Source organism: Streptomyces sp. UF-297, assembly GCF_058245575.1.
Window position 1 is genome coordinate 30,505 of the sequence record NZ_JBSIBZ010000008.1, and the last position, 18,698, is coordinate 49,202.

At 71.5% G+C, this 18,698-nt stretch carries 17 protein-coding genes; all 17 read right to left on the reverse strand.

Annotation, left to right across the window (positions count from 1 at the left end):
- Positions 1–2: 2 nt before the first annotated feature.
- Positions 3–1,034 (reverse strand): NAD-dependent epimerase/dehydratase family protein, encoded by a 1,032-nt coding sequence (locus AC4IJH_RS07195; RefSeq protein ID WP_490850694.1) that lies wholly within the window; start codon positions 1,032–1,034, stop codon positions 3–5.
- On the reverse strand, positions 1,025–1,624 hold the full coding sequence (locus AC4IJH_RS07200; RefSeq protein ID WP_490850695.1) for a dTDP-4-dehydrorhamnose 3,5-epimerase family protein: 600 nt from the start codon (positions 1,622–1,624) through the stop codon (positions 1,025–1,027). Before AC4IJH_RS07200 ends, AC4IJH_RS07195 begins: the two co-directional genes overlap by 10 nt.
- 30 nt (positions 1,625–1,654) lie before the next feature.
- Complete coding sequence (locus AC4IJH_RS07205) at positions 1,655–2,926, reverse strand: activator-dependent family glycosyltransferase (RefSeq protein WP_490850696.1); 1,272 nt, start codon at positions 2,924–2,926, stop codon at positions 1,655–1,657.
- A 52-nt stretch (positions 2,927–2,978) separates the two neighbouring features.
- Positions 2,979–4,142, reverse strand: a complete 1,164-nt coding sequence (locus tag AC4IJH_RS07210; RefSeq protein ID WP_490850697.1) for a nucleotide disphospho-sugar-binding domain-containing protein — start codon at positions 4,140–4,142, stop codon at positions 2,979–2,981.
- A gap of 9 nt (positions 4,143–4,151) precedes the next feature.
- A complete protein-coding gene (locus AC4IJH_RS07215; protein WP_490850698.1) occupies positions 4,152–4,751 on the reverse strand; it encodes a dTDP-4-dehydrorhamnose 3,5-epimerase family protein in 600 nt (199 codons plus the stop codon).
- Positions 4,752–4,766: 15 nt separating this feature from the next.
- A complete protein-coding gene (locus AC4IJH_RS07220; protein WP_490850699.1) occupies positions 4,767–5,966 on the reverse strand; it encodes a nucleotide disphospho-sugar-binding domain-containing protein in 1,200 nt (399 codons plus the stop codon).
- The gene (locus AC4IJH_RS07225) at positions 5,951–7,252 is read right to left on the reverse strand and encodes a nucleotide disphospho-sugar-binding domain-containing protein (protein ID WP_490850700.1); all 1,302 of its coding nucleotides are present in this window, start codon (positions 7,250–7,252) and stop codon (positions 5,951–5,953) included. The genes AC4IJH_RS07220 and AC4IJH_RS07225 overlap by 16 nt, the downstream gene beginning before the upstream one ends.
- 43 nt (positions 7,253–7,295) lie before the next feature.
- Positions 7,296–8,126, reverse strand: coding sequence for a hypothetical protein (locus AC4IJH_RS07230; RefSeq protein WP_490850701.1), 831 nt, complete (start codon positions 8,124–8,126; stop codon positions 7,296–7,298).
- Positions 8,127–8,161: 35 nt separating this feature from the next.
- Positions 8,162–8,938, reverse strand: a complete 777-nt coding sequence (locus AC4IJH_RS07235; protein ID WP_490850702.1) for a class I SAM-dependent DNA methyltransferase — start codon at positions 8,936–8,938, stop codon at positions 8,162–8,164.
- On the reverse strand, positions 8,935–10,056 hold the full coding sequence (locus AC4IJH_RS07240; RefSeq protein ID WP_490850703.1) for a DegT/DnrJ/EryC1/StrS family aminotransferase: 1,122 nt from the start codon (positions 10,054–10,056) through the stop codon (positions 8,935–8,937). The genes AC4IJH_RS07235 and AC4IJH_RS07240 overlap by 4 nt, the downstream gene beginning before the upstream one ends.
- A 69-nt stretch (positions 10,057–10,125) precedes the next feature.
- Positions 10,126–11,583: a dTDP-4-amino-4,6-dideoxy-D-glucose ammonia-lyase gene (desII, locus tag AC4IJH_RS07245; protein WP_490850704.1), complete on the reverse strand. Its 1,458-nt coding sequence runs from the start codon at positions 11,581–11,583 to the stop codon at positions 10,126–10,128.
- Positions 11,580–12,785 carry a dTDP-4-dehydro-6-deoxyglucose aminotransferase gene (locus tag AC4IJH_RS07250; protein WP_490850705.1) on the reverse strand — a complete coding sequence of 402 codons (1,206 nt, stop codon included), beginning with the start codon at positions 12,783–12,785 and terminating at the stop codon, positions 11,580–11,582. Before AC4IJH_RS07250 ends, desII begins: the two co-directional genes overlap by 4 nt.
- A 48-nt stretch (positions 12,786–12,833) precedes the next feature.
- Positions 12,834–13,943 carry a Gfo/Idh/MocA family protein gene (locus AC4IJH_RS07255; RefSeq protein WP_490850792.1) on the reverse strand — a complete coding sequence of 370 codons (1,110 nt, stop codon included), beginning with the start codon at positions 13,941–13,943 and terminating at the stop codon, positions 12,834–12,836.
- Positions 13,835–15,250, reverse strand: a complete 1,416-nt coding sequence (locus AC4IJH_RS07260; RefSeq protein ID WP_490850706.1) for an NDP-hexose 2,3-dehydratase family protein — start codon at positions 15,248–15,250, stop codon at positions 13,835–13,837. The genes AC4IJH_RS07255 and AC4IJH_RS07260 overlap by 109 nt, the downstream gene beginning before the upstream one ends.
- Before the next feature lie 30 nt (positions 15,251–15,280).
- A complete protein-coding gene (gene rfbH / locus AC4IJH_RS07265; RefSeq protein WP_490850707.1) occupies positions 15,281–16,582 on the reverse strand; it encodes a lipopolysaccharide biosynthesis protein RfbH in 1,302 nt (433 codons plus the stop codon).
- Positions 16,583–16,653: 71 nt separating this feature from the next.
- The gene (rfbB, locus tag AC4IJH_RS07270; RefSeq protein ID WP_490850708.1) at positions 16,654–17,628 is read right to left on the reverse strand and encodes a dTDP-glucose 4,6-dehydratase; all 975 of its coding nucleotides are present in this window, start codon (positions 17,626–17,628) and stop codon (positions 16,654–16,656) included.
- Positions 17,625–18,686, reverse strand: a complete 1,062-nt coding sequence (locus tag AC4IJH_RS07275) for a glucose-1-phosphate thymidylyltransferase (protein ID WP_490850709.1) — start codon at positions 18,684–18,686, stop codon at positions 17,625–17,627. Before AC4IJH_RS07275 ends, rfbB begins: the two co-directional genes overlap by 4 nt.
- Positions 18,687–18,698 lie beyond the last annotated feature (12 nt).

The window sequence follows — 18,698 nt, forward strand, 5'->3', positions numbered from 1 at the left end:
GGCTACGCCTCCTGCTCGGCGAGGGTGCGTACGGTGCGCACGAGTCCTTGGGACAGCGACACCTCGGGCCGCCAGCCGGTGACGGCGCCGAACGCGGAGGAATCGATCTCGTAGCTGTGGAAGTCGGTGGCCTCGGCCTGCTCCGGGGCACCCACCGCGACCACCGGGACCGGCGGCCGTCCGGTGTGCCCGGCCACCGTACGGGCGATCCGCGCAAAGACCTCGCCCAGCCGCTCGCCCTGTCCGCTGCCCAGGAGCCAGTGCCCGCCCGCCAGTTCATCGGCGTGGTCCAGAGCCGCCACGAAGGCGCGGGCCACGTCCTGGACATGGATCAGGTCCCGCAGCACGCTGCCGTCGTGCCACAGGGTGAGGGACCGGCCGGCCAGCGCGCGGCGGATCATCGTGGAGACCACGCCCCGGTCCTGGACGGTGGAGGCCGGCTCGTGGCCGAAGACGGTGGGCATCCGCAGCGAGATCCCCCGCAGCGCCCCGCGCGCGGTCGCCCGCTTCAACTCCTGCTCAGCGGCGAGCTTCTGACGGTCGTAGGCGCCCTGGGGAAGGTCGGGCTCGCTGCCGTCGATACGTTCCCTGGCCGACAGGCCGACCTGGGAGATCGTCCCGGCGAACAGCACGACGGGCGGCGGGCCGGTCCTCGGGCGTGCGGCCAGCACCTCCACGAGGTCGCTGACCAGGCCGAGATTGACCCGCTCGGCGATCGGGTCGCCCGCGTCCAGCCGCCAGCGCGCCGGGCCGACCATGTGGGCCACGAGATGCACCACCGCGTCCGAGCCCGCCACCGCGCCGGCCAGCGCGCCGGGCACGGTGAGATCCGCCGTACGCACCTCGATGTCGGCCGCGGCCCCGGCGGGTACGGGCGTGGGGCGCCGTGAGACCAGCCGCAGCCGGATCGAGCGGTGCGCCAGCTCACGCGCCAGCGCGCACCCGATCAGGCCGGAGGCGCCGAGAATCGTCACCAGGGGGCGGTGCTCGGGCCCGGCAGGTGCACCGGAACGGGCAGCAGCGGTCACCGCCACCGCTCCTCGATCCGGCGGCAGTCGGCGTACCGCGGCAGCACGCCGCGCGCCTCGGCCTGGGCGAAGGTCATCGCCGAGCGGTCCCGCGCCGAGAGGAGGGGGCTCACCCCGGGCGGGACGGGAAGGGCCAGCTCGGGGTCCAGCGGCGAGAGGGCGAACTCGCTGTCCGGGTCGTGCCCGGCGGAGAGCATGTAGAACAGCACCGTGTCGTCCTGGAGCGAGATGAACGCATGGCCCACGCCCACCGGGTAGTACACGGCGCGGACCGTGTCCTCGCCCAGGACCACGGAATCGGTGAGCCCGTACGTCGGCGAGCCCACACGGGTGTCGACGATGACATCGACGGCCCTGCCGCGCAGACAGTAGACGTACTGCGCCTGGCCGGGCGGCGCGGCACTGACGTGGATGCCGCGGACCACCCCCCGCCGGGACACGCTGTGGCTGGACTGCACGACGGGGAACAGCGGGTGCCCCACGGCGGCGGTGAACGCCTTCTCCTCGTACGGCGAGGTGAACATCCCCCGGTCGTCGGGGAAGGAACGCGCGGTGAACTCGAAGGCACCCTTGACCTTCAACTCACGTGCCTGCACGGTGCTTTCTCCTCCTGCTCGGGCCGGTGCTCAGGCGCGGAACTGCGCGGTGAGCTTCTCCAGGGCCGGGACGGCCTCGATCGGGCTGGGGGAGGCCAGCAGATCCCGGTACACCTCGGCGGCGCCCTCGCGGAACGAGGGCTCGGTGAGCAGTCGCTCCAGCTGCTCGCCCACCTTCCGGGCGGAGAAGTCCGCGCGCTCGGTGTAGAGCCCCGCGCCCATCCGCTCGACGTACTGGGACAGCGCGAGGTGATCGCCCATGCGGGTGGGCAGGATGAGCTGGGGCACCTTGTGGGCCACCGCCGCCGCGTAGGTGCCCGTACCGCCGTGGTGGACGATCGCTGAGCACTCGCGCAGCACCAGGTCCAGGGGTACGTAGTCGATCGTGCGGACGTTCTCGGGAAGGGTGAAGCCGGAGGTGAACTGCCCCGCGCTGACCGTGGCGACCACTTCGACGTCCAGGTCGGCCGCCGTCAGCAGCAGTTCGGTGACCAGCGCCTCGTCGTCGGCGAAGTACTTGCGCATGCTCATCCCCATGGTCAGACAGACCCGTGGCCGCTTGGGCGGGGTCCGCAGCCAGTCGGGGAAGACACCGGGGCCGTTGTAGGCGACCCGGCGCAGCGGGAGGTAGCGCACGTCGGCCGGGAGCCGCAGCCGCGCCGGCATCGTGTCGATGCTCCACTGGCCGAAAAGGAGCTCGCGGTCGTAGCGCAGGCCCAGCCGCGACATCGTCGGGGCCATCGCGTCCACCAGCAGTGGCCCGCCCAGTTCCCCGGGCGAGTTGAGCACCTCGGCGTAGCGGTCGCGGAACCGGGCGACCAGGTCCAGGCCCCACAGGATGCGGGCGTGGGCGGCCCCGCAGGCCCGCGCGGCGATGCCGGCGCCGAAGCACATCGGATCCCACAGCACCAGGTCCGGCCGCCAGGAGCGGGTGAAGTCCACCAGATCCTCCAGCGCGGGGCGGCCGGTGGACTCCGAGGGATACCCCAGGGTGATCATCGAGATCAGGTGGTACCGGACGGCCTTGCGGACCTCCGGGTCCGTCAGCTCCTGCTCGCTCACGCCCAGCCTGGCGGCCAGCAGGTCGAGGGTTTCCTCGCTCGCCACGGACGGCAGGACGGTGCCGAGATCGACCGTCTCGCCGACCGGCACCGCCTTCAGACCGGCCGCCATGATGTCCTCGGCCATGTCCGGCGAGGTGGCCACGCAGACGTCGTGGCCCGCGCTCTGCAGGGCGTGGGCCAGCGGAACCACCGGATAAAGGTGGGCAGTTGCCGGGAAGACGGCGAAAAGGACCCGCATCGGCGCTCTCCATTCAGGGGTTCGGGGGGGGCAACAGTGGCCGGGACGGCCGTCAGCCTGCCGCGAGCGCTTCCAGCTCGCCGACGAGTTCGGCGGGCAGGGGCATCGCGGCCATGGAGGCCGCGCCCTCGCGTGCCCTGCGCGCATAGGCCGGGTCCATGAGCAGCTCGCCGCACGCCGTCTCGACGTCTTCGGAGGTGGCCTCGCCGACCGGGATGGTCAGGCCGGCGCCGAAGTCGGAGACCAGGCGGGACTGCACCTCGGAGATGTACATCTTGGCGATGTTCAGCTGCGGCACCCCGGCGTTCAGGGCCACCATGCTGGTGTTGGTGCCGCCGTGGCTGACGACCAGGTCGCAGGTGGGCGCGATGACGTCCAGCGGGATCCAGCCCGCCCTGACCCCCGGTATCTCCGCGCGCAGCTGGGCGGCGATCTCCTCGGGCGCCGCGATCACGATCTCCGCGTCCAGCTTGGCGGCCGTCCCGGCCAGTTGGCGCAGGAAGTCCGAGCCGCGGCCCAGGGCCTCGAAGGTCTTCTCGTCGGTGACGCGGGTGCCGGTGGTCACACAGATCCGGCGGCGCTCACCGCGGGTGTACATCCACGGCTCCAGGCGTCGCTGGAGATTGGCGGGCATCCAGCGCATCGGCCGGCCCGCCTCGGCCGACTCCTGGCCGGCGGGCACGAGCGCGGGCGGGCAGATGTCCAGCACCAGGTCCGGCTCCGGCAGGCGCTCGGCCCCCAGCTCGGCCAGCTCCGGCGCGAGTTCCTCGCTGCCGCCCAGGTCGTACCCGCTCCAGTCCCCCAGCCCCCAGGGGTGTCGTACGTAGGGGACGCCCAGCCGCGCGGCGATCAGCTGTCCGGCGTAGGCCAGCCTGCCGCCGACCACCACGTCGGGCCGCCACCGCTCGGCGAGGCCGGTCAGCGCGGGCAGACTGCCCCGCGCCACCCGCGCGTACCAGCGGCCCACCAGGCGCATCTGCTGCGCCGGGTCCGCGAGCATCCGGGTGGGGTCCTCGGTCCCGTCCTTGGAGACGATCTCCAGGTCTGCCATGGTCACGACGGGCACCGGCGGCAGACAGACGCCCTCGACGACCGGGACGTTCTCCTCGATCGTGGCGACGAAGACCTCGTGTCCGCCGCCGCGCAGGGCGGTGGCCAGCGGGGCGAAGGTGAAGACGGTGGCGGGGCTGCCCCCGGCCAGGAAAAGGAACTTCACGGGCTCTCCCTATGCGGTCAGGTCGGGCGGGGGAACGTCCCGCCACTGGGCGAGAACACCGGCACGGACCGCCTCGGCCAGCGACTGCGACCGGGCGTCCTTCTCCGAGATCAGCGGCGGCTCCGTATACCCCCAGGGCAGCGCCAGTTCGGCGTCCAGCGGGTCGATGTCGATCTGGGTGCCGGGGACGTAGGTGCTGGAGACGACGTAACAGATGCAGGTGTCGTCCTGGAGCGTGAGGAATCCGTGGCCCACGCCCTCGGGCACGAACACCGATGTGCCGGAAGCGGCGTCCAGGGTGTTGACGACGCTGTGCAGATAGGTCGGGGACCCGATGCGCAGGTCCACCAGGATGTCCCGCGCGGCCCCCCGGACGCAGGAGACGTACTTCGCCTGGCCCGGCGGGATGGTCACGCTGTGAATGCCGCGCAGGGTATTGCGACGGGACACCGAGTAGTTGATCTGGCGCGGCCGAAAGGCGAATCCGAGGACGCGCTCCAGCTCATCGGTGCGCAGGGACTCGTAGAACGACCCGCGCTCGTCGTGGAGCTGTTCGGGGGTGATGACGAACGCCCCCGGTATCGGGGTCTGTACGGCCCGTACCGCCATGACGTCTCCTCCCGCTCAACTCGTGGAACCGGCGGCCAGCCGTTCCAGGTCGGCGACGACCTGCGAGGTGACCGGCATCCGCTCGACCTCGCGGGCCAGCTCCTGCGCACGGTCCCGGAACCCGGGCTCGTCCAGAACGCGCAGCAGCGCCGCACGGACCTGGTCGGGAGCGTCCTGGGCGGCGGCGGTGTCCAGCGTGAGCCCCGCACCCACCGCCGCCAGCCGGTCGCCGTTGGCGAACTGGTCGGCCAGCTGCGGAAGGGCCAGCTGGGGCAGGCCGTAGGCGCTGGCCGTGGTCACGGTCCCGGTGCCGCCGTGGTGCACCATGGCGGTGCAGCCGCCGAGGAAGAAGTGCAGCGGCGTGGGGTCGATCATCGTTACGTTCGCCGGCACCGGGCCGATCGACTCCCGGAAGGACTCCTCGACGGTGACCAGCGCCTCGGTGTCGGCCAGGCCCTCGAAGGCGCCCAGGACCCGCCGCATCAGGGGTACGCCGTTCAGCTCCAGAGTGCGGGCGCCCATGGAGACCGCGACCCGCCGCCGCCCCCCGGGCGGTCTGCGGTCGCCGCTCTCCTGCCACTCGGCGCGCAGCCAGGGCGGCAGCGCGCCATTGCCGTTGTAGGGGAAGTGCCGTACGGGCAGGGCTGGTTCAGCTCCCGGGATGCGCAGCGACGGCGGGCAGGGGTCCAGGATCACGGTGGGGTCGGGCAGGCCGTCCAGGCCCAGGCCCCGGCACACCTCCTCCAGCCGGGGCCCGGCGTTCTCCCGCATGGGGCGGGAGAGCGGGTCGACGCCCCAGCGGTGGTGCACCACCGGCACGCCCAGCACCCCGCCGACGATCAGGGACTTGAACTCCAGCATGTCGGAGATCAGCACATCGGGACGGAAGGCACGGGCGAAGTCCAGGTAGTGCGGCAGCAGTTGGGCGATGTGCTCGACCCAGGTGTCCGGGTAGCCGGCCATGTCCTCCTGAGTGGGGCGGCCGTAGGTGTGGATGAGCCGTTCCCCGTCGCGCAGCAGGGCCAGCATGCGGTCCTGGGTGTGGAACCGCTCGCCGATCACGACGGGGTTCAGCCCGGCCGACCGGACCGCCTCCTCGACATCGGGCTGCCCCACGACCAGCACCTCGTGCCCGGCGGCACGCAATGCGCAGGCCAGCGGGACCAGCGGGAGGAAGTGGGTGGACAGCGGCGTCGTCGTCACAAGGACGCGCATGAAACCTCCTGGCGGTGCTCGGCGGTCAGGTCCTGAAGTACGGGAACGATGTCGGCCGGGCCCGGTGTGGCGAGCAGATCGTGGTGGAGCTCGGTGGCACCGGCCGCGAAGGAGGGCTCGGTCAGCAGGCGCAGCAACTGGCCGCGCATCGCCTCCACGGTGAATCCCTCGGTGTCCATGGCAAGGCCCGCCCCGCGGCCGTGCACGTACTGGGCGGTGGCCATCGCCACCCCCCGGTCCCAGGCGCTCAGCGCGCCGGTGATCAGCTGGGGCAGCCGCTGGGCGGCCGCGGCGGCGAAGGTGCCGAAGCCGCCGTGGTGGACGATGGCCGAGCAGGTCGGCAGCAGTTGGTTGAGCGGTACGTAGTCGACGGTGCGGACGTTGCCGGGAACGGCACCGACCGAGCCGAGCTGGTCGGCGTTCAAGGTGGCGACGAACTCGGCGTCCAGGCCGGACATCATCTCCAGCACGTCCGCGATGGGCACCCCGCTGTTGATGAACCGCTCGCGCCCGGTCACTCCCAGGGTCAGACAGACCCGCGGGCGCTCCGGCGCGGCGCGCAGCCAGGCCGGCAGGGCGGCGGGGCGCTGATGGGGGACGGCGCGGACCGAGACGGTGCGCGTGTCCACCGGCAACCGCATCCGGGGCGGCATCAGGTCCACCGTCCACTGGCCCAGAAACATCTCCGCCTCGGGCTCCAGGCCGAAGCGGCGGTGCACCGGCGCCATCAGCCGTGCCATCGGGTCGCTCTCCGCGCCGGTGGCCGGTCCGCCCCGCAGCCGCGCGCACCGCTCACGGATCCAGCCGAAGTAGTCCAGCCCCCACAGCAGCCGGGCGTGGGCGGCGCCGCACGCCCGCGCCGCCACGGGGGCGGCGAGGAACGCGGGGTCCCACAGCACCAGGTCGGGCCGCCAGTCGCGGGCGAAGGCGACCAGGTCGTCCACCATCGCCTGCTGGTCCGCGTCCGGTGCGCGGCCGGGGTAGTGGAAGGAGAGGACGGGCAGAATGCGGTGCCGGAAGAACTCCCACCGGTGGGCGTCGGCCGGGTCCAGCGCCAGCGCCGCTCCCAGCGCGTCCAGCTCCGCCTCGGGTATCGGCGCGGCCGGTGCGGTGTCCGCCCGCTCCCCCAGCGACACCGGCGTCAGGCCGGCGGCGAGGGTGGTCCCGGCGAGAGCGGGGTAGCTGGCCACGCACACCTGATGGCCCGCGTTCTGCAGGGCCCACGCCAGGGGCGCGACCGGATACAGATGGGATGTCGCCGGCCATGTCGCGAACATGATCCGCATGCTGCTCCTCCTTCCGTGCGGCGGGGACGGTCGTACGGACCGCTCAGCGCACCTCGACGATCTCGAACTGGCCCTGCTTCGCCAGGAGTTCGCCCTTGGCGTCGCGCACCCAGGTCACCAGGACGTGGCGGCCGCGCTGCAGGGGCACCTGGATCACCTGGGAGGCGCCGGTGGACAGCGGGAGGCTGCCCAGCCCGGTGGAGGTGTCGAAGGGCGGGGTGGGCGAGGCGCCTTCGTTGACGGCGTCGAAGAACGCCTGGAGCTCGGCCCTGTCAACGCCCTTGTCCAGCGGGAAGAGCACCGCCTCGTTGTGCCGGTCCGGCAGCTGGTTGGTGAACCGAAGCGGCTTGCCCGCCCGCAGCGTGCCGTCCACCGTGAAGCGGGGCCCGGCGCCCGGCACCTCCTTGGAGGTGATGGTCGCCGTGGGTACGGGTGTCCTTCCCGAGACCGCTCCCGCGACCGTCAGGGTGCGCTGCCGGGGCTGGGAGCCCTGGCTGTAGAGGTAGTCGAACAGCACGTACTCGCCGGGGACCAGCGTCTGGGTGAACCGACCCGGCTTGCCGGGGTGGATGACCACCCCTCCCAGGAACGCGGTGGAACCGTCCGGGTTCTGGCGGGCCAGCCCGACCCAACCGGAGCCCTCGTGGGTGGTGGAGGAGCGGAAGGTGGCCGGCCCCGGGGTGGCGGTGGCCGGGGCGGTCAGGGACGTGTCGGTGGAGACGATGTCCAGGGTCCGTATGTGCCGGGCGCCGGCCGAAGGCGGGGCGTCGGAGGCCGGGGGCGCAGCGACGGCGGGGGCGGCGCCGGCCACGGTGGCCAGCAGCAGGGCTCCGGCGGTCAGGGACAGCGCCCGGCGGGCGTGGGTGCGGTGCATGGCTTCTCCAGTGGTCGGTGCTGCGGGTACGGCTCTCAGGCCGCGGCTCGCGCGCCGGGCAGCGCGCCCACGAACAGGCCGGGGCCGCCCTGGGGGTCGGCGAGGTAGCGCACCGAGAGGCCGGCGCGGGTGTAGGCCGCCTCGTACTCGGCGCGCTCGAACAGCGTCATCCGGTGGGTGTCGGAGAAGTGCCGGATTCCGTCCTGCGCCCCGGCCACCACGTAGTGCACATCCATTCGCGTCGCCCGGCCCTCGCGCACCGAGTGCGAGACCCGCGAGATGGTCCGCCCGTCCACGGTCACCACATCGCCGCCCACATAGTTGTCGCGGAAGTTCTCCGGGAACCACCAGGGCTCGATGACCACGACACCGCCGGGCCGGAGGTGTCGTGCCATGGCGGCCAGCGCCGAGTCCAGCTCCTCGGGGGTCCTGGCGTAGCTGATGGAGCTGAACATGCAGGTGACGACGGAGAACGTGGACCCGATCGCGAAGTCGCGCATATCGCCGTGGTGCAGAGGGATCTGCGGCAGCCGCTCCTTGGCCACCCGCAGCATGTCGGCCGACAGGTCGATGCCCTCGACACGCTCGAAGTGGTCCTGGAAGTGCACCAGATGGGACGCCGGGCCGCAGGCCACGTCCAGCAGGGAGGAGGCGTCGGGATTGGCCTCGCGGATCACCGCGGCGACCCGCGCGGCCTCCTCCGCGTACGCCTTGCCGCGTCCTCGGTAGATGGCCTCGTACACATCCGCTGTGTCGAAGAGGCTGGTGACATCGGCGCTGCTCATGGTCTGCCTTTCGGGTGGGGTACTCATGACGTGGCCAGCACCTCGTGCAGGGCGCTGATGACGCTGTCCTGGGTGTCCTTGGCCAGCGAGGGGTACATGGGCAGCGAGAAGATCTCCTGGGCGAGGGCCTCGGTGACCGGCAGCGCCCCCTTCTCGTAGCCGAGGTGGGCGAAGCCGCTCATGGTGTGCACGGGCCACGGGTAGCTGATGTTCAGCTCGATGCCGAAGCGCTTGAGCTCCCGGAGGATCTCGTCGCGCCGCGGGTGGCGCACCACGTACACGTAGTAGACGTGGTCGTTGCCCGGCGCCAGGACGGGCAGTTGCAGACCGCCGGGCCCGGTCAGATCGCGCAGCCCCTCGGCGTAGCGGTCGGCCACCGCGCGCCGGCCGGCGATGTAGCCGTCCAGACGGCGCAGCTTGCGGCGCAGGATCTCGGCCTGCACCTCGTCCAGGCGGCTGTTGTGGCCCGGTGTCTGCACGACGTAGTAGACGTCGTCCATGCCGTAGTAGCGCAGCCGGCGCAACGATGTGTCCACCGCCGCGTCGGAGGTGATCACCGCGCCGCCGTCGCCGTAGGCGCCGAGCACCTTGGTGGGGTAGAAGGAGAACGCCGCGGCATCCCCCATCGTCCCGGCGAGCCGGCCGTGGTGGCGGGCTCCGTGCGCCTGGGCGCAGTCCTCCAGGATGCGCAGGCCGTGCTCCTCGGCCAGCTCGCGCAGCGGGGCCATCTGCACGCACTGGCCGTACAGGTGCACCGGCAGCAGTGCTTTGGTGCGGTCGGTGACGGCCGCGGCGACCCGGGAGGTGTCCATCAGGCAGGTGTCGGGGTGCACATCGACGAACACCGGGGTGGCGCCGATCGCGTCGATGGCCAGCACCGTGGGCGCTGCGGTGTTGGAGACCGTGATGACCTCGTCGCCGCGGGTGACGCCCAGGGCCTCCAGGCCCAGCCGTACCGCGTTGGTTCCGTTGTCGACGCCGACACAGTGGGCCACGCCGTGGTGCGCGGCGTATTCGTCCTCGAAGCCCAGGACGCTCTTGCCCAGGACCAACTGGCCCGAGGCGAAGACCGTTTCGACCGCGTCGAGCAGGTCCTCCCGCTCACTGCGGTACTCCGGCAAGTAGTCCCACACACGCGTGGTCATCGGTCAGCCTCCCAGGTCGGGGCGCCCGCTCTGTCGTCGGAACGCTCGGGGTCGTCGGCACAGCGGGGGTCATCGGCGCAGCAGGCCACGCGCTCGCCCCCAGCCCGCGGCGATGTCGGCGTCCATCTGGTTGAGCCGTGCCGCGATTACTTGATCGAATCCGTCCATGAAGTACTCGTCGCCGGCCTGGGGGACGATGTGGCCGCCGCCGGCGACGAAGCCCTCCACCACCTGGCGCAGCGAGGTGTCCGGGCCCACCCGCCCGGCGATGTAGCGGTCGGCGCCGGCCAGTCCCGGAAAGCCCGCCTCGCGGTAGAGATAGACATCACCGAGGAGGTCGATCTGGGCCGCCGCCCGGATGTGCGCCGCGGGCCGCATCGTCTCGGGCCGGATACGGGGCAGCTCGGCCTCGGCGCCCGACTTGAGCCCGTGCAGCGCGTAGCCGTAGTCCACCTCCAGGGAGGGGGTGACCCTGGCCGCCTTCTCCTCGAACGCGGCGAGGGCGGCGCGCAGTTCGGCGCGCTCCTCGGCAGGGAGGCGCCCGTCGGGCCGGCCGCTGTAGTCCTCGCGCAGGTTGAGGAAGTCCAGCGGGCGGCCGGGGGCCGCGCTGTCCAGGTCGGCGACGAAGTCGAGCAGGTCCAAAAGGCGGTGGGCGCGGCCCGGCAGGACGATGTAGTTCAGCCCGAGCCGCACCGGCTGGTCGTCTCGCGCGCGCAGTTCCTGGAAGCGTCGCAGATTCGCGCGCACCCGGCCGAAGGCGTTCTTCTTGCCCGTGGTGGCCTCGTACTCGGCGTCGTCGAGCCCGTACAGCGACGTGCGGATCGCGTGGAAGTCCCACAGGCCCGGCTGGCGGGCGAGGGTCTGCTCGGTCAGGGCGTAGGCGTTGGTGTAGAGCGTCATCCTGAAGCCGCGGCCGGCCGCGCGGCTCACCAGCTCCCCCAGGCCCGGGTTGGTGAGGGGTTCCAGGCCGCCGGAGACGTAGAGAGCGTACGGATTGTCGTTGGGCATCTCGTCGATGACCGAGGCGAGGGCGGCGTTACCGCTCTCAAGCGCCGAGGCCTCGTAGCGGGCGCCGGTGACCCGTACGCAGAAGTGGCAGCGGAACATGCACGTCGGGCCGGGGTAGAGGCCCAGGATGTGCGGGTAGCCGGGCCTGCCCTCCAGGACGGCGTCGAAGACGCCCTTGGCCTCCAGCGGCAGCACCGTGTTGGACCAGTACTTGCCCGCCGGGCCCGCGATCACGGCGGCGCGCAGCTGCGGCAGTCGGCCGAACAGCTCCAGCGCGCGGCCGAACTCCTCTTTCTCCAGCCCCAGTTGGCAGCGTACGGACTCCAGGGCGGTGAACGGCTCGGCGCCGTAGTGGGCGCACAGCGCCACCAGCGACGGGGCCAGGCGGGCCGCCTCCTGCGCCGGGCAGTGTCCGCCCGCCACCAGCAGGTCGCTCACGGCCGCGGTGGCGGCCGCGCGGTCGGTGCCCGAATTCCACTGCCCGAGGGCCGCCGGCGCGGCGGCCGAGGTCGGCGTCATGGCTGTTCTCCCTTCATCCGCTTCCGGCGGGCGGTGATCTCCGCGCCCCGGGAAACGGCCAGTCGTACGACGTTGCACACCCTGCGGATGTCCTCGCGGGAGACGCCGGAGCCGGTCGGCAGCGCGAAGACGCCGGCGGCCAGCCGTTCGGTGTGCGGCAGTTGGACGGACCCGTGGGACCTGTACGGCTCCAGGAGGTGGCAGGGCGGCGAGAAGTAGGGCTTGGCGGTGGCGTGTTCGGCTCCCAGTACCTCGATCAGCAGATCGCGCCCGATGCCCGTCACGCTCTCGTCGATCAGGCCGATGACGTACTGGTAGTTGTTGGCCTCGCGCCGGTCGTGCGTCACGACGGTCAGACCGGGTACGCCCTGCAGTTCGGCCAGGTAGAACTCGTAGTTGGCGCGGTTGTGCGCCACCGCCTCCTCGAAGGCGTCCAGCGAGGTGAGCGCCATGGCGGCGGACGCCTCGCTCATCTTGCCGTTGGTGCCGCCGGCCGGGCTGCCCCCCGCGAGCCCGATGCCGAAGTTGTGCAGCGCCCGCACCCGCTGGGCGAGACCATCGTCGTCCGTGACGATCGCACCGCCCTCGAAGCCGTTGACCACCTTCGTGGCGTGGAAGCTGAAGACCTCGGCGGTGCCGAAGCTGCCGATGGGACGCCCGTCCGCGGTGCAGCCGATGGCGTGCGCCGCGTCGAAGAACAGCGGCAGACCGTGTTCCGCGGCGATCTTCTCCAGCGCGTCCACGTCACAGGGCCGGCCCCACAGGTGCACTCCGAGGATCGCCGCGGTCTGCGGGCCCACAGCGGCGGCCACCGCGGCCGGGTCCATTCCGCCGGTGTGCGGGTCCACGTCCACGAAGACCGGCTGGAGGCCCACCCAGCGCACCGCGTGGGCGGTGGCCGCGAAGGTGAGCGACGGCATGATGACCTCGCCGGTCAACTCGCTGGCCTGAACGAGCAGTTGGAGGGCGACGGTGGCGTTGCAGGTGGACACGCAGTTGCGTACGCCCGCCAGTTCGGCGACCCGGTCCTCGAACTCCAGCGCCAGCGGGCCGCCGTTGGTGAGCCACTGGTTGTCCAGCACCCAGTTCAGGCGGTCGAAGAGGCGGCCGCGGTCGATGCGGTTGGGCCGGCCGACATAGATCGGCTGCAGGAAGGCGGAGCGGCCCCCGAAGAGCGCGAGGTCGCTCACTGCACGCTTCACACCGCCGCCCTGGCAGCCGGTGGCGCGTCGAAGATCTGTCGCACGTCCTTAACTCCTTGGTCCGGTCGCATTGCGGAAGCGGCCGGTACGGGCCGTCCGGTACACCTCGTCCAGCAGGCGCGCATGGCGCAGCGGGTCCTCCGCGTCGGGGGCGGACCCGGATCTGACCGCACCGGCGAAGGCGGAGACCGCCTTGGCGACCTGGTCGTCGGCCCGCAGCAGCACCTGCCGCGATCCGCCGGAGCGGTGTTCCACCAGCAGGGTGGGGCGGTGCCCGGCGGGCGGGGTGAACGCCCGGTCCAGGGTGATCCGCCCCTCGCTGCCCCACAGCTGGTAGTGGCACCGATAGGCGTGGTCCAGGCCGAAGGTCAGCTGGGCGGTGACCCCGCCGCCGGTCCTGAGCAGGGCCGCGCCCGAGGTCTCCACCTCGTGCTCGGCGCCGGTGCTGAGTACCGCGCCGACCACCTCCAGATCTCCGCCCAGCAGGTGCAGGGCCGCGCGGATGGGGTAGATGCCCAGCTCGCGCAGGGCGCCGCCGCCGAGCTGCGCGTTGTAGCGGATGTCGTCGCCCGGCAGCGCGGGAATGGCGAACGAGGCCTGGAAGTCGCGCAGTTCGCCGATGACGCCGTCGGCGACCATGCGGCGTACGTCCTCGTGCTGGGAGTGATGGACGAACATCATGTTCTCCATCAGCACCAGGCCCAGTGAGCGGGCCAGGTCCAGCAGCTCGCGGGTGCGCTCCAGCTGGGTGGTCAGCGGCTTCTCGGCGAGCACGTGCTTGCCCGCCTCCAGGGCCGCCTGCGTCCACCGGGCGTGCAGGGCGGCGGGCAGCGGTATGTACACCGCGTCCACGTCCGCCAGCTCCAGGAGCCGGTCATAACCGTGCACGGCGCGGCAGCCGTACTGCCGGGCCAGCTCGGCGGCCTTGCCGGCGCTGCGGCTGGCCACCGCGGTGATCTCCACAGCACGGTGGCTGTGCAGGGCGGGCAGAATCCGGCGGCGGGCGATCTCGGCAGCGCCCATCACACCGATCCTCACCGGACGGTCCGTCACGGCCGCACCGCCCCGGTCGTCAGGCAGGCCAGCAGGGTGCGGGCCTGCACATTGAGGTAGTGGCCGTGCTGGACCAGCCAGCTGAGCTGCGCCGGGGTGACCCACCGGTATCCGGGCGGGCATTCCCGCGGCGCCTCGTCCTCGGACACGTCCACGATGAGGTAGCGGCTCTCGGCGGCCAGGAACCGCCCGCCCTCCTCGGAGTGGACGGCGCTGTAGCGGATCCGGTCCGGCCCGGCGGCCAGGACCTGGTCCAAAAAGGGCGGGCGCGGTCCGGGCGCCGGCGCCACGTGGTTCTCGGGGGTGCACTGAACGGTGGGGGCCAGTTCGACCGTGTCCAGGAAGCCGCCCTCCACCTTCGCGTGCACCAGGACGTGCGGGACGCCGCCGATGCTGCGGCGCAGGAAGGCGGTGACACCCAGCCCGTGCGGCGCGAACAGCGGCTGTGTCCAGGACGGGACCTCGCGGTTGCCGGCCCGTACGGACACCGCCACGACGCTGAAGTACCGGCCGTCCTCGTGGACGATGGCGTCCGCTCCCCGCTTCCAGCCGCCGACCCGGTCCAGCGCGATGCGCTCGGCGGTGACGGAGTGCCGGGCGCGCTCGGCGGTGAACCAGGACATCAGGTCGGCATCGCTGTGCAGCGCCGACTCGGCGCCGTCCTGCCCGGTCAGCGGCAGACAGGACAGCACGGTGCGGGCGTCCATGTTGACCACGTTGTCCCGGCGCAGCAGTTCCCCGATCTGCCCGAGCGTCAGCCAGCAGAACCCTTCCTCCGCGGGGACGTCGTCATGGGCCAGAACCACCATGTTCCGGTTGCTCTTGCGGTAGAACCACGAGCCGTGTTCGGACTGGAGCACATCGGCCAGCACCTGTCCGCGGCGCGGGTCGGTGAAGTAGTCGATGTAGCGCACCCGCGCACCGCGGTGCACCCGGGTGTAGTTGCTGCGGGTGGCCTGCACGGTCGGCGAGAGCTGCAGGAGGTTGGGATTGCCCGGCTCCATCTTGGCCTGCATCAGGAAGTGCAGTACGCCGTCGATCTCCTTGGCGAGGATGCCGAGGATGCCCACCTCGGGCTGACGGATGATGGGCTGGCTCCACTGCCGGTACGGCTCCTCGCCGACGGTGACCCGCAGGCCCTCGACGGAGAAGAAGCGCCCGCTGCTGTGGCGCAGATTGCCGGTGGCGCCTTCGAAGGACCAGCCGTCCAGTTCGGCGAAGGGTATCCGCTCGACGCTGAAGTCATGGGCGCGGCGGCAGCGCTCCAGCCACGGCCCGAAGTCCTCGGTGGGCAGCCCCGCTCCCTGGGGCGTGGCGGTCGAGCGCGCGATGCGGGCCGGGAGCCCGGCGTCCGCACGCAGCTGGGGCAGACCTGGTCCGGCGGGTGTGGGCGGGGCGACTTTCGACAGCATCTATCAACTCCGTGTGGTGTCACGGGCGCCTCAGCGGGCCCTGACGAACTCCTGCACCGAGGAGATGACGTAGTCGGCCATCTCGTCGGTGATGCCCGGGTAGACCCCGACCCAGAAGGTCTGCTCGGTGATCAGGTCGCTGTTGGTCAGCTCCCCCGCCACGCGCTGCGGCTGCCCGATGTAGGCGGGATGCCGGGTGAGGTTGCCGGCGAACAGCCGCCGGGTGCCGATCTTGCGGGCCTCCAGGTAGTCGGTGAGTTCCGCGCGGCGGAACGGTGCCTGCGGGTCCACCGTGATCACAAAGCCGAACCAGCTGGGGTCGCTGCGCTCGGTGGCCTCGGGCAGGATCAGCCAGGGCAGCCCGTCCAGGCCCTCGCGCAGCCGCCGCCAGTTGTGCCGCCGCGCGGCGCAGAACTCCTCCAGCCGGTTCAGCTGGCTCAGGCCCAGAGCGGCCTGCAGGTCCGTGGCCTTCAGGTTGTAACCGACGTGCGAGAAGATGTACTTGTGGTCGTAACCCTCGGGCAGCGTCCCCATCTGGTACTTGAACCGCTTGAAGCAGGTGTCGCTCTCGCCGGGCTCGCACCAGCAGTCCCGGCCCCAGTCGCGCATCGACTCCACGATCCGGGCCAGCGCCAGGTCCGAGGTCAGTACGCAGCCGCCCTCCCCCATCGTGAGGTGGTGGGCCGGGTAGAAGCTGACGGTGGACAGGTCGCCGAAGGACCCGGTCACCTGCCCGTCGTAGGTCGAGCCGACCGCGTCGCAGTTGTCCTCGATGAAGAACAGACCCTTGTCGGCGGCCAGTTGGGCGATCTCGGTGGCCTGGAAGGGGTTGCCGAGGGCGTGCGCGATGATGATGGCGCGGGTCCTGGGGCCGATCGCCTGCGCCACCCTGTCCGCCGTGGTGTTGTACGTGCCCAGCTCCACGTCCACGAAGACCGGGACCAGACCGTTCTGCAGAATCGGGTTGACGGTGGTGGGGAAGCCCGCCGCCACGGTGATCACCTCGTCGCCCGGCCGCAGCCGGTGCTCCTCCAAGAGGTGCGAGGTGAGCGCGGACATCGCCAGGAGGTTGGCGGAGGAGCCGGAGTTGGTCAGATGGGCCTTGCGGCGCCGCAGCCTGCGGGCGAACTCGGATTCGAATCTGCGGGAATGCCGCCCCGCGGCGATCCGCATCTCCAACGCGGCCTCGACCAGCGCCACCCGGTCCTCCTCGTCCAGTACGGCGCCGGAGGGCCAGATCTCGGTGACCCCCGGCACGAACCCCCCGCCGCCCTGAGAGTCCCGGTGGTACTTGCGCACCTCGTCCAGTACGAGCGCCTTGTGCTGGCTCATCTCCGTGTCGTTCCTCTCGTGATCACTGGTACGCGGGGGCGGGCCGCCCCGGACCTGGGTGCCGGACTCGGCTATGCCGCCCGGTATTTGGCGGCCTTCCACCAGTCGGTGTTGTCGCGGTACCAGGCGACCGTCTCGGCCAGGCCGCTCGTAAAGGCCATCCGCGGGGCGTAGCCCAGCTCCTGGCGCACCTTGGAGTCGTCCAGGGCGTAGCGCCGGTCGTGTCCCTTGCGGTCCTGGACGTAGCGCACCATCGTCGTCGGCGCATCCAGCAGAGTCAGCAGCTGTTCGGTGATGCCGAGATTGGTCTGCTCGTCGCCGCCGCCCACGTTGTAGATTTCGCCGGCCCGGCCGCCCGTCAGCACCAACTGCACCGCCCGGCAGTGGTCGTCGACGTGCAGCCACTCGCGTCGGTTGAGCCCGTCCCCGTACAGCGGGAGCGGTTCGCCCTCCAGCAGGTTGGTGATGAAGCGCGGGATGAGCTTTTCCGGGTGCTGATAGGGGCCGTAGTTGTTGGAGCAGCGGGTGATCGAGACGTTCAGGCCGTGGGTCTTCCAGTAGGCCCGGCTGACCAGGTCGGAGGCGGCCTTGGACGCGGCGTAGGGCGAGTTGGGCTCCAGCGGCCGGCTCTCGGTCCACGAGCCCTGGTCGATGGACCCGTACACCTCGTCGGTGGAGACGTGCACGAACCGCTCCACACCGCTGTGCAGACAGCTTTCCAGGAGGTTCTGGGTGCCGCTGACGTTGGTGATGACGAAGTCGGCCCCGGAGGCGACCGAGCGGTCCACGTGCGACTCGGCGGCGAAGTGCACCACCGCGTCGTGGCCCGGCAGCAGGTCCCGTACGAGAGCGGGGTCGCACACATCACCGTGCACGAACTCCATTCGGGGGTGGGCCGCGGGGAGGTTGGCGCGGTTGCCCGCATAGGTGAGCTTGTCCAGGACGGTGACGCGGGCGTCCTCGTAGCCGGGGTAGCCGCCGTCGAGCAGGGTGCGTACGTAGTGCGACCCGATGAAGCCGGCGGCGCCGGTGACCAGGAGTCTCATGCCACGACCTCCACGCGGGTGTGGTCGCCGACGACCAGCCGGTGCGGCCCGGTGCCCGCGGAACCGACGATGGCGAACCGGCCGATCACCGACCGATGCAGCCCGCTGACCTGGGAGACGGATGCGCCGTCCAGGGTGATGGAGTGGGTCAGCTGGGTGCCGCGCAGCACGCAGTCCCTGCCGATGGAGACGTACGGGCCGATCTGGCTGTCCTCGACGACGGTGCCCGCGCCGATGATCGCCGGCCCCTCGATGCGGCTGCGCACCACCCGGGCCCCGGCCTCGACCACGACCTGTCCCGTCAGGACACAGCCCTCCTGGACATCGCCCGCGACGGAGGGCTCCAGCTCGTCCAGGAGCTGCTGGTTGCACTCCAGGACGTCCTCGACCCGGCCGGTGTCCTTCCAGTAGCCGCGGTACTCCGTGGCCCTGACGCCGGCGCCCCGGTCGACCAGCCACTGGATGGCGTCGGTGATCTCCAGCTCGCCGCGGGCGCTCGGCTCGATCGCCTCGACCGCGCGGTGGATGGCGGCGGTGAAGAAGTAGACGCCCACCAGTGCGAGGTCGCTGCTGGGGACTTCGGGCTTCTCCACCAGGCGCGTCACGCTCCCGTCGGGGAGGGTCTCGGCGACCCCGAAGGCACGCGGGTCGGCCACCGGCTGCACCACGACATGAGCCGCGGGACGGCGCGCGGTGAACTCCTGGGCGATATCGGCCACTCCGGCGGGCAGCATGTTGTCGCCGAGGTACATCACGAAGTCCTCCTCGCCCAGGAAGTCCCGTGCGATGGCCACGCAGTGGGCCAGTCCTCGGGGGCTGTCCTGCCGGAGGTAGGTGATGCGGGCGCCGAAGCGGCTGCCGTCCCCCACGATGTCGGAGATCTCCGTGGCCCAGTCCCCGACGATGATGCCGATCTCGGTGACGCCCAGCGCGCGGATGTTGTCCAGCACGTGTTCCAGAACGGGCTTGTTGGCGATGGGGATGAGCTGTTTTGACATGGAATAGCTGAAGGGACGCAAGCGGGTTCCCGCGCCTCCCGACAACACCAGAGCCTTCATGAAGATTCTCTC

Excerpts from the sequence above, each read along its gene's own strand:
- AC4IJH_RS07230 (WP_490850701.1), bottom strand. The coding sequence starts at position 8,126 with ATGCACCGCACCCACGCCCGCCGGGCGCTGTCCCTGACCGCCGGAGCC.
- AC4IJH_RS07215 (WP_490850698.1), bottom strand. The coding sequence starts at position 4,751 with ATGGCGGTACGGGCCGTACAGACCCCGATACCGGGGGCGTTCGTCATC.
- AC4IJH_RS07220 (WP_490850699.1), bottom strand. The coding sequence starts at position 5,966 with ATGCGCGTCCTTGTGACGACGACGCCGCTGTCCACCCACTTCCTCCCG.
- AC4IJH_RS07235 (WP_490850702.1), bottom strand. The coding sequence starts at position 8,938 with ATGAGTACCCCACCCGAAAGGCAGACCATGAGCAGCGCCGATGTCACC.
- AC4IJH_RS07275 (WP_490850709.1), bottom strand. The coding sequence starts at position 18,686 with ATGAAGGCTCTGGTGTTGTCGGGAGGCGCGGGAACCCGCTTGCGTCCC.
- rfbB (WP_490850708.1), bottom strand. The coding sequence starts at position 17,628 with ATGAGACTCCTGGTCACCGGCGCCGCCGGCTTCATCGGGTCGCACTAC.
- AC4IJH_RS07225 (WP_490850700.1), bottom strand. The coding sequence starts at position 7,252 with ATGCGGATCATGTTCGCGACATGGCCGGCGACATCCCATCTGTATCCG.
- rfbH (WP_490850707.1), bottom strand. The coding sequence starts at position 16,582 with ATGAGCCAGCACAAGGCGCTCGTACTGGACGAGGTGCGCAAGTACCAC.
- AC4IJH_RS07260 (WP_490850706.1), bottom strand. The coding sequence starts at position 15,250 with ATGCTGTCGAAAGTCGCCCCGCCCACACCCGCCGGACCAGGTCTGCCC.
- AC4IJH_RS07240 (WP_490850703.1), bottom strand. The coding sequence starts at position 10,056 with ATGACCACGCGTGTGTGGGACTACTTGCCGGAGTACCGCAGTGAGCGG.
- AC4IJH_RS07205 (WP_490850696.1), bottom strand. The coding sequence starts at position 2,926 with ATGCGGGTCCTTTTCGCCGTCTTCCCGGCAACTGCCCACCTTTATCCG.
- desII (WP_490850704.1), bottom strand. The coding sequence starts at position 11,583 with ATGACGCCGACCTCGGCCGCCGCGCCGGCGGCCCTCGGGCAGTGGAAT.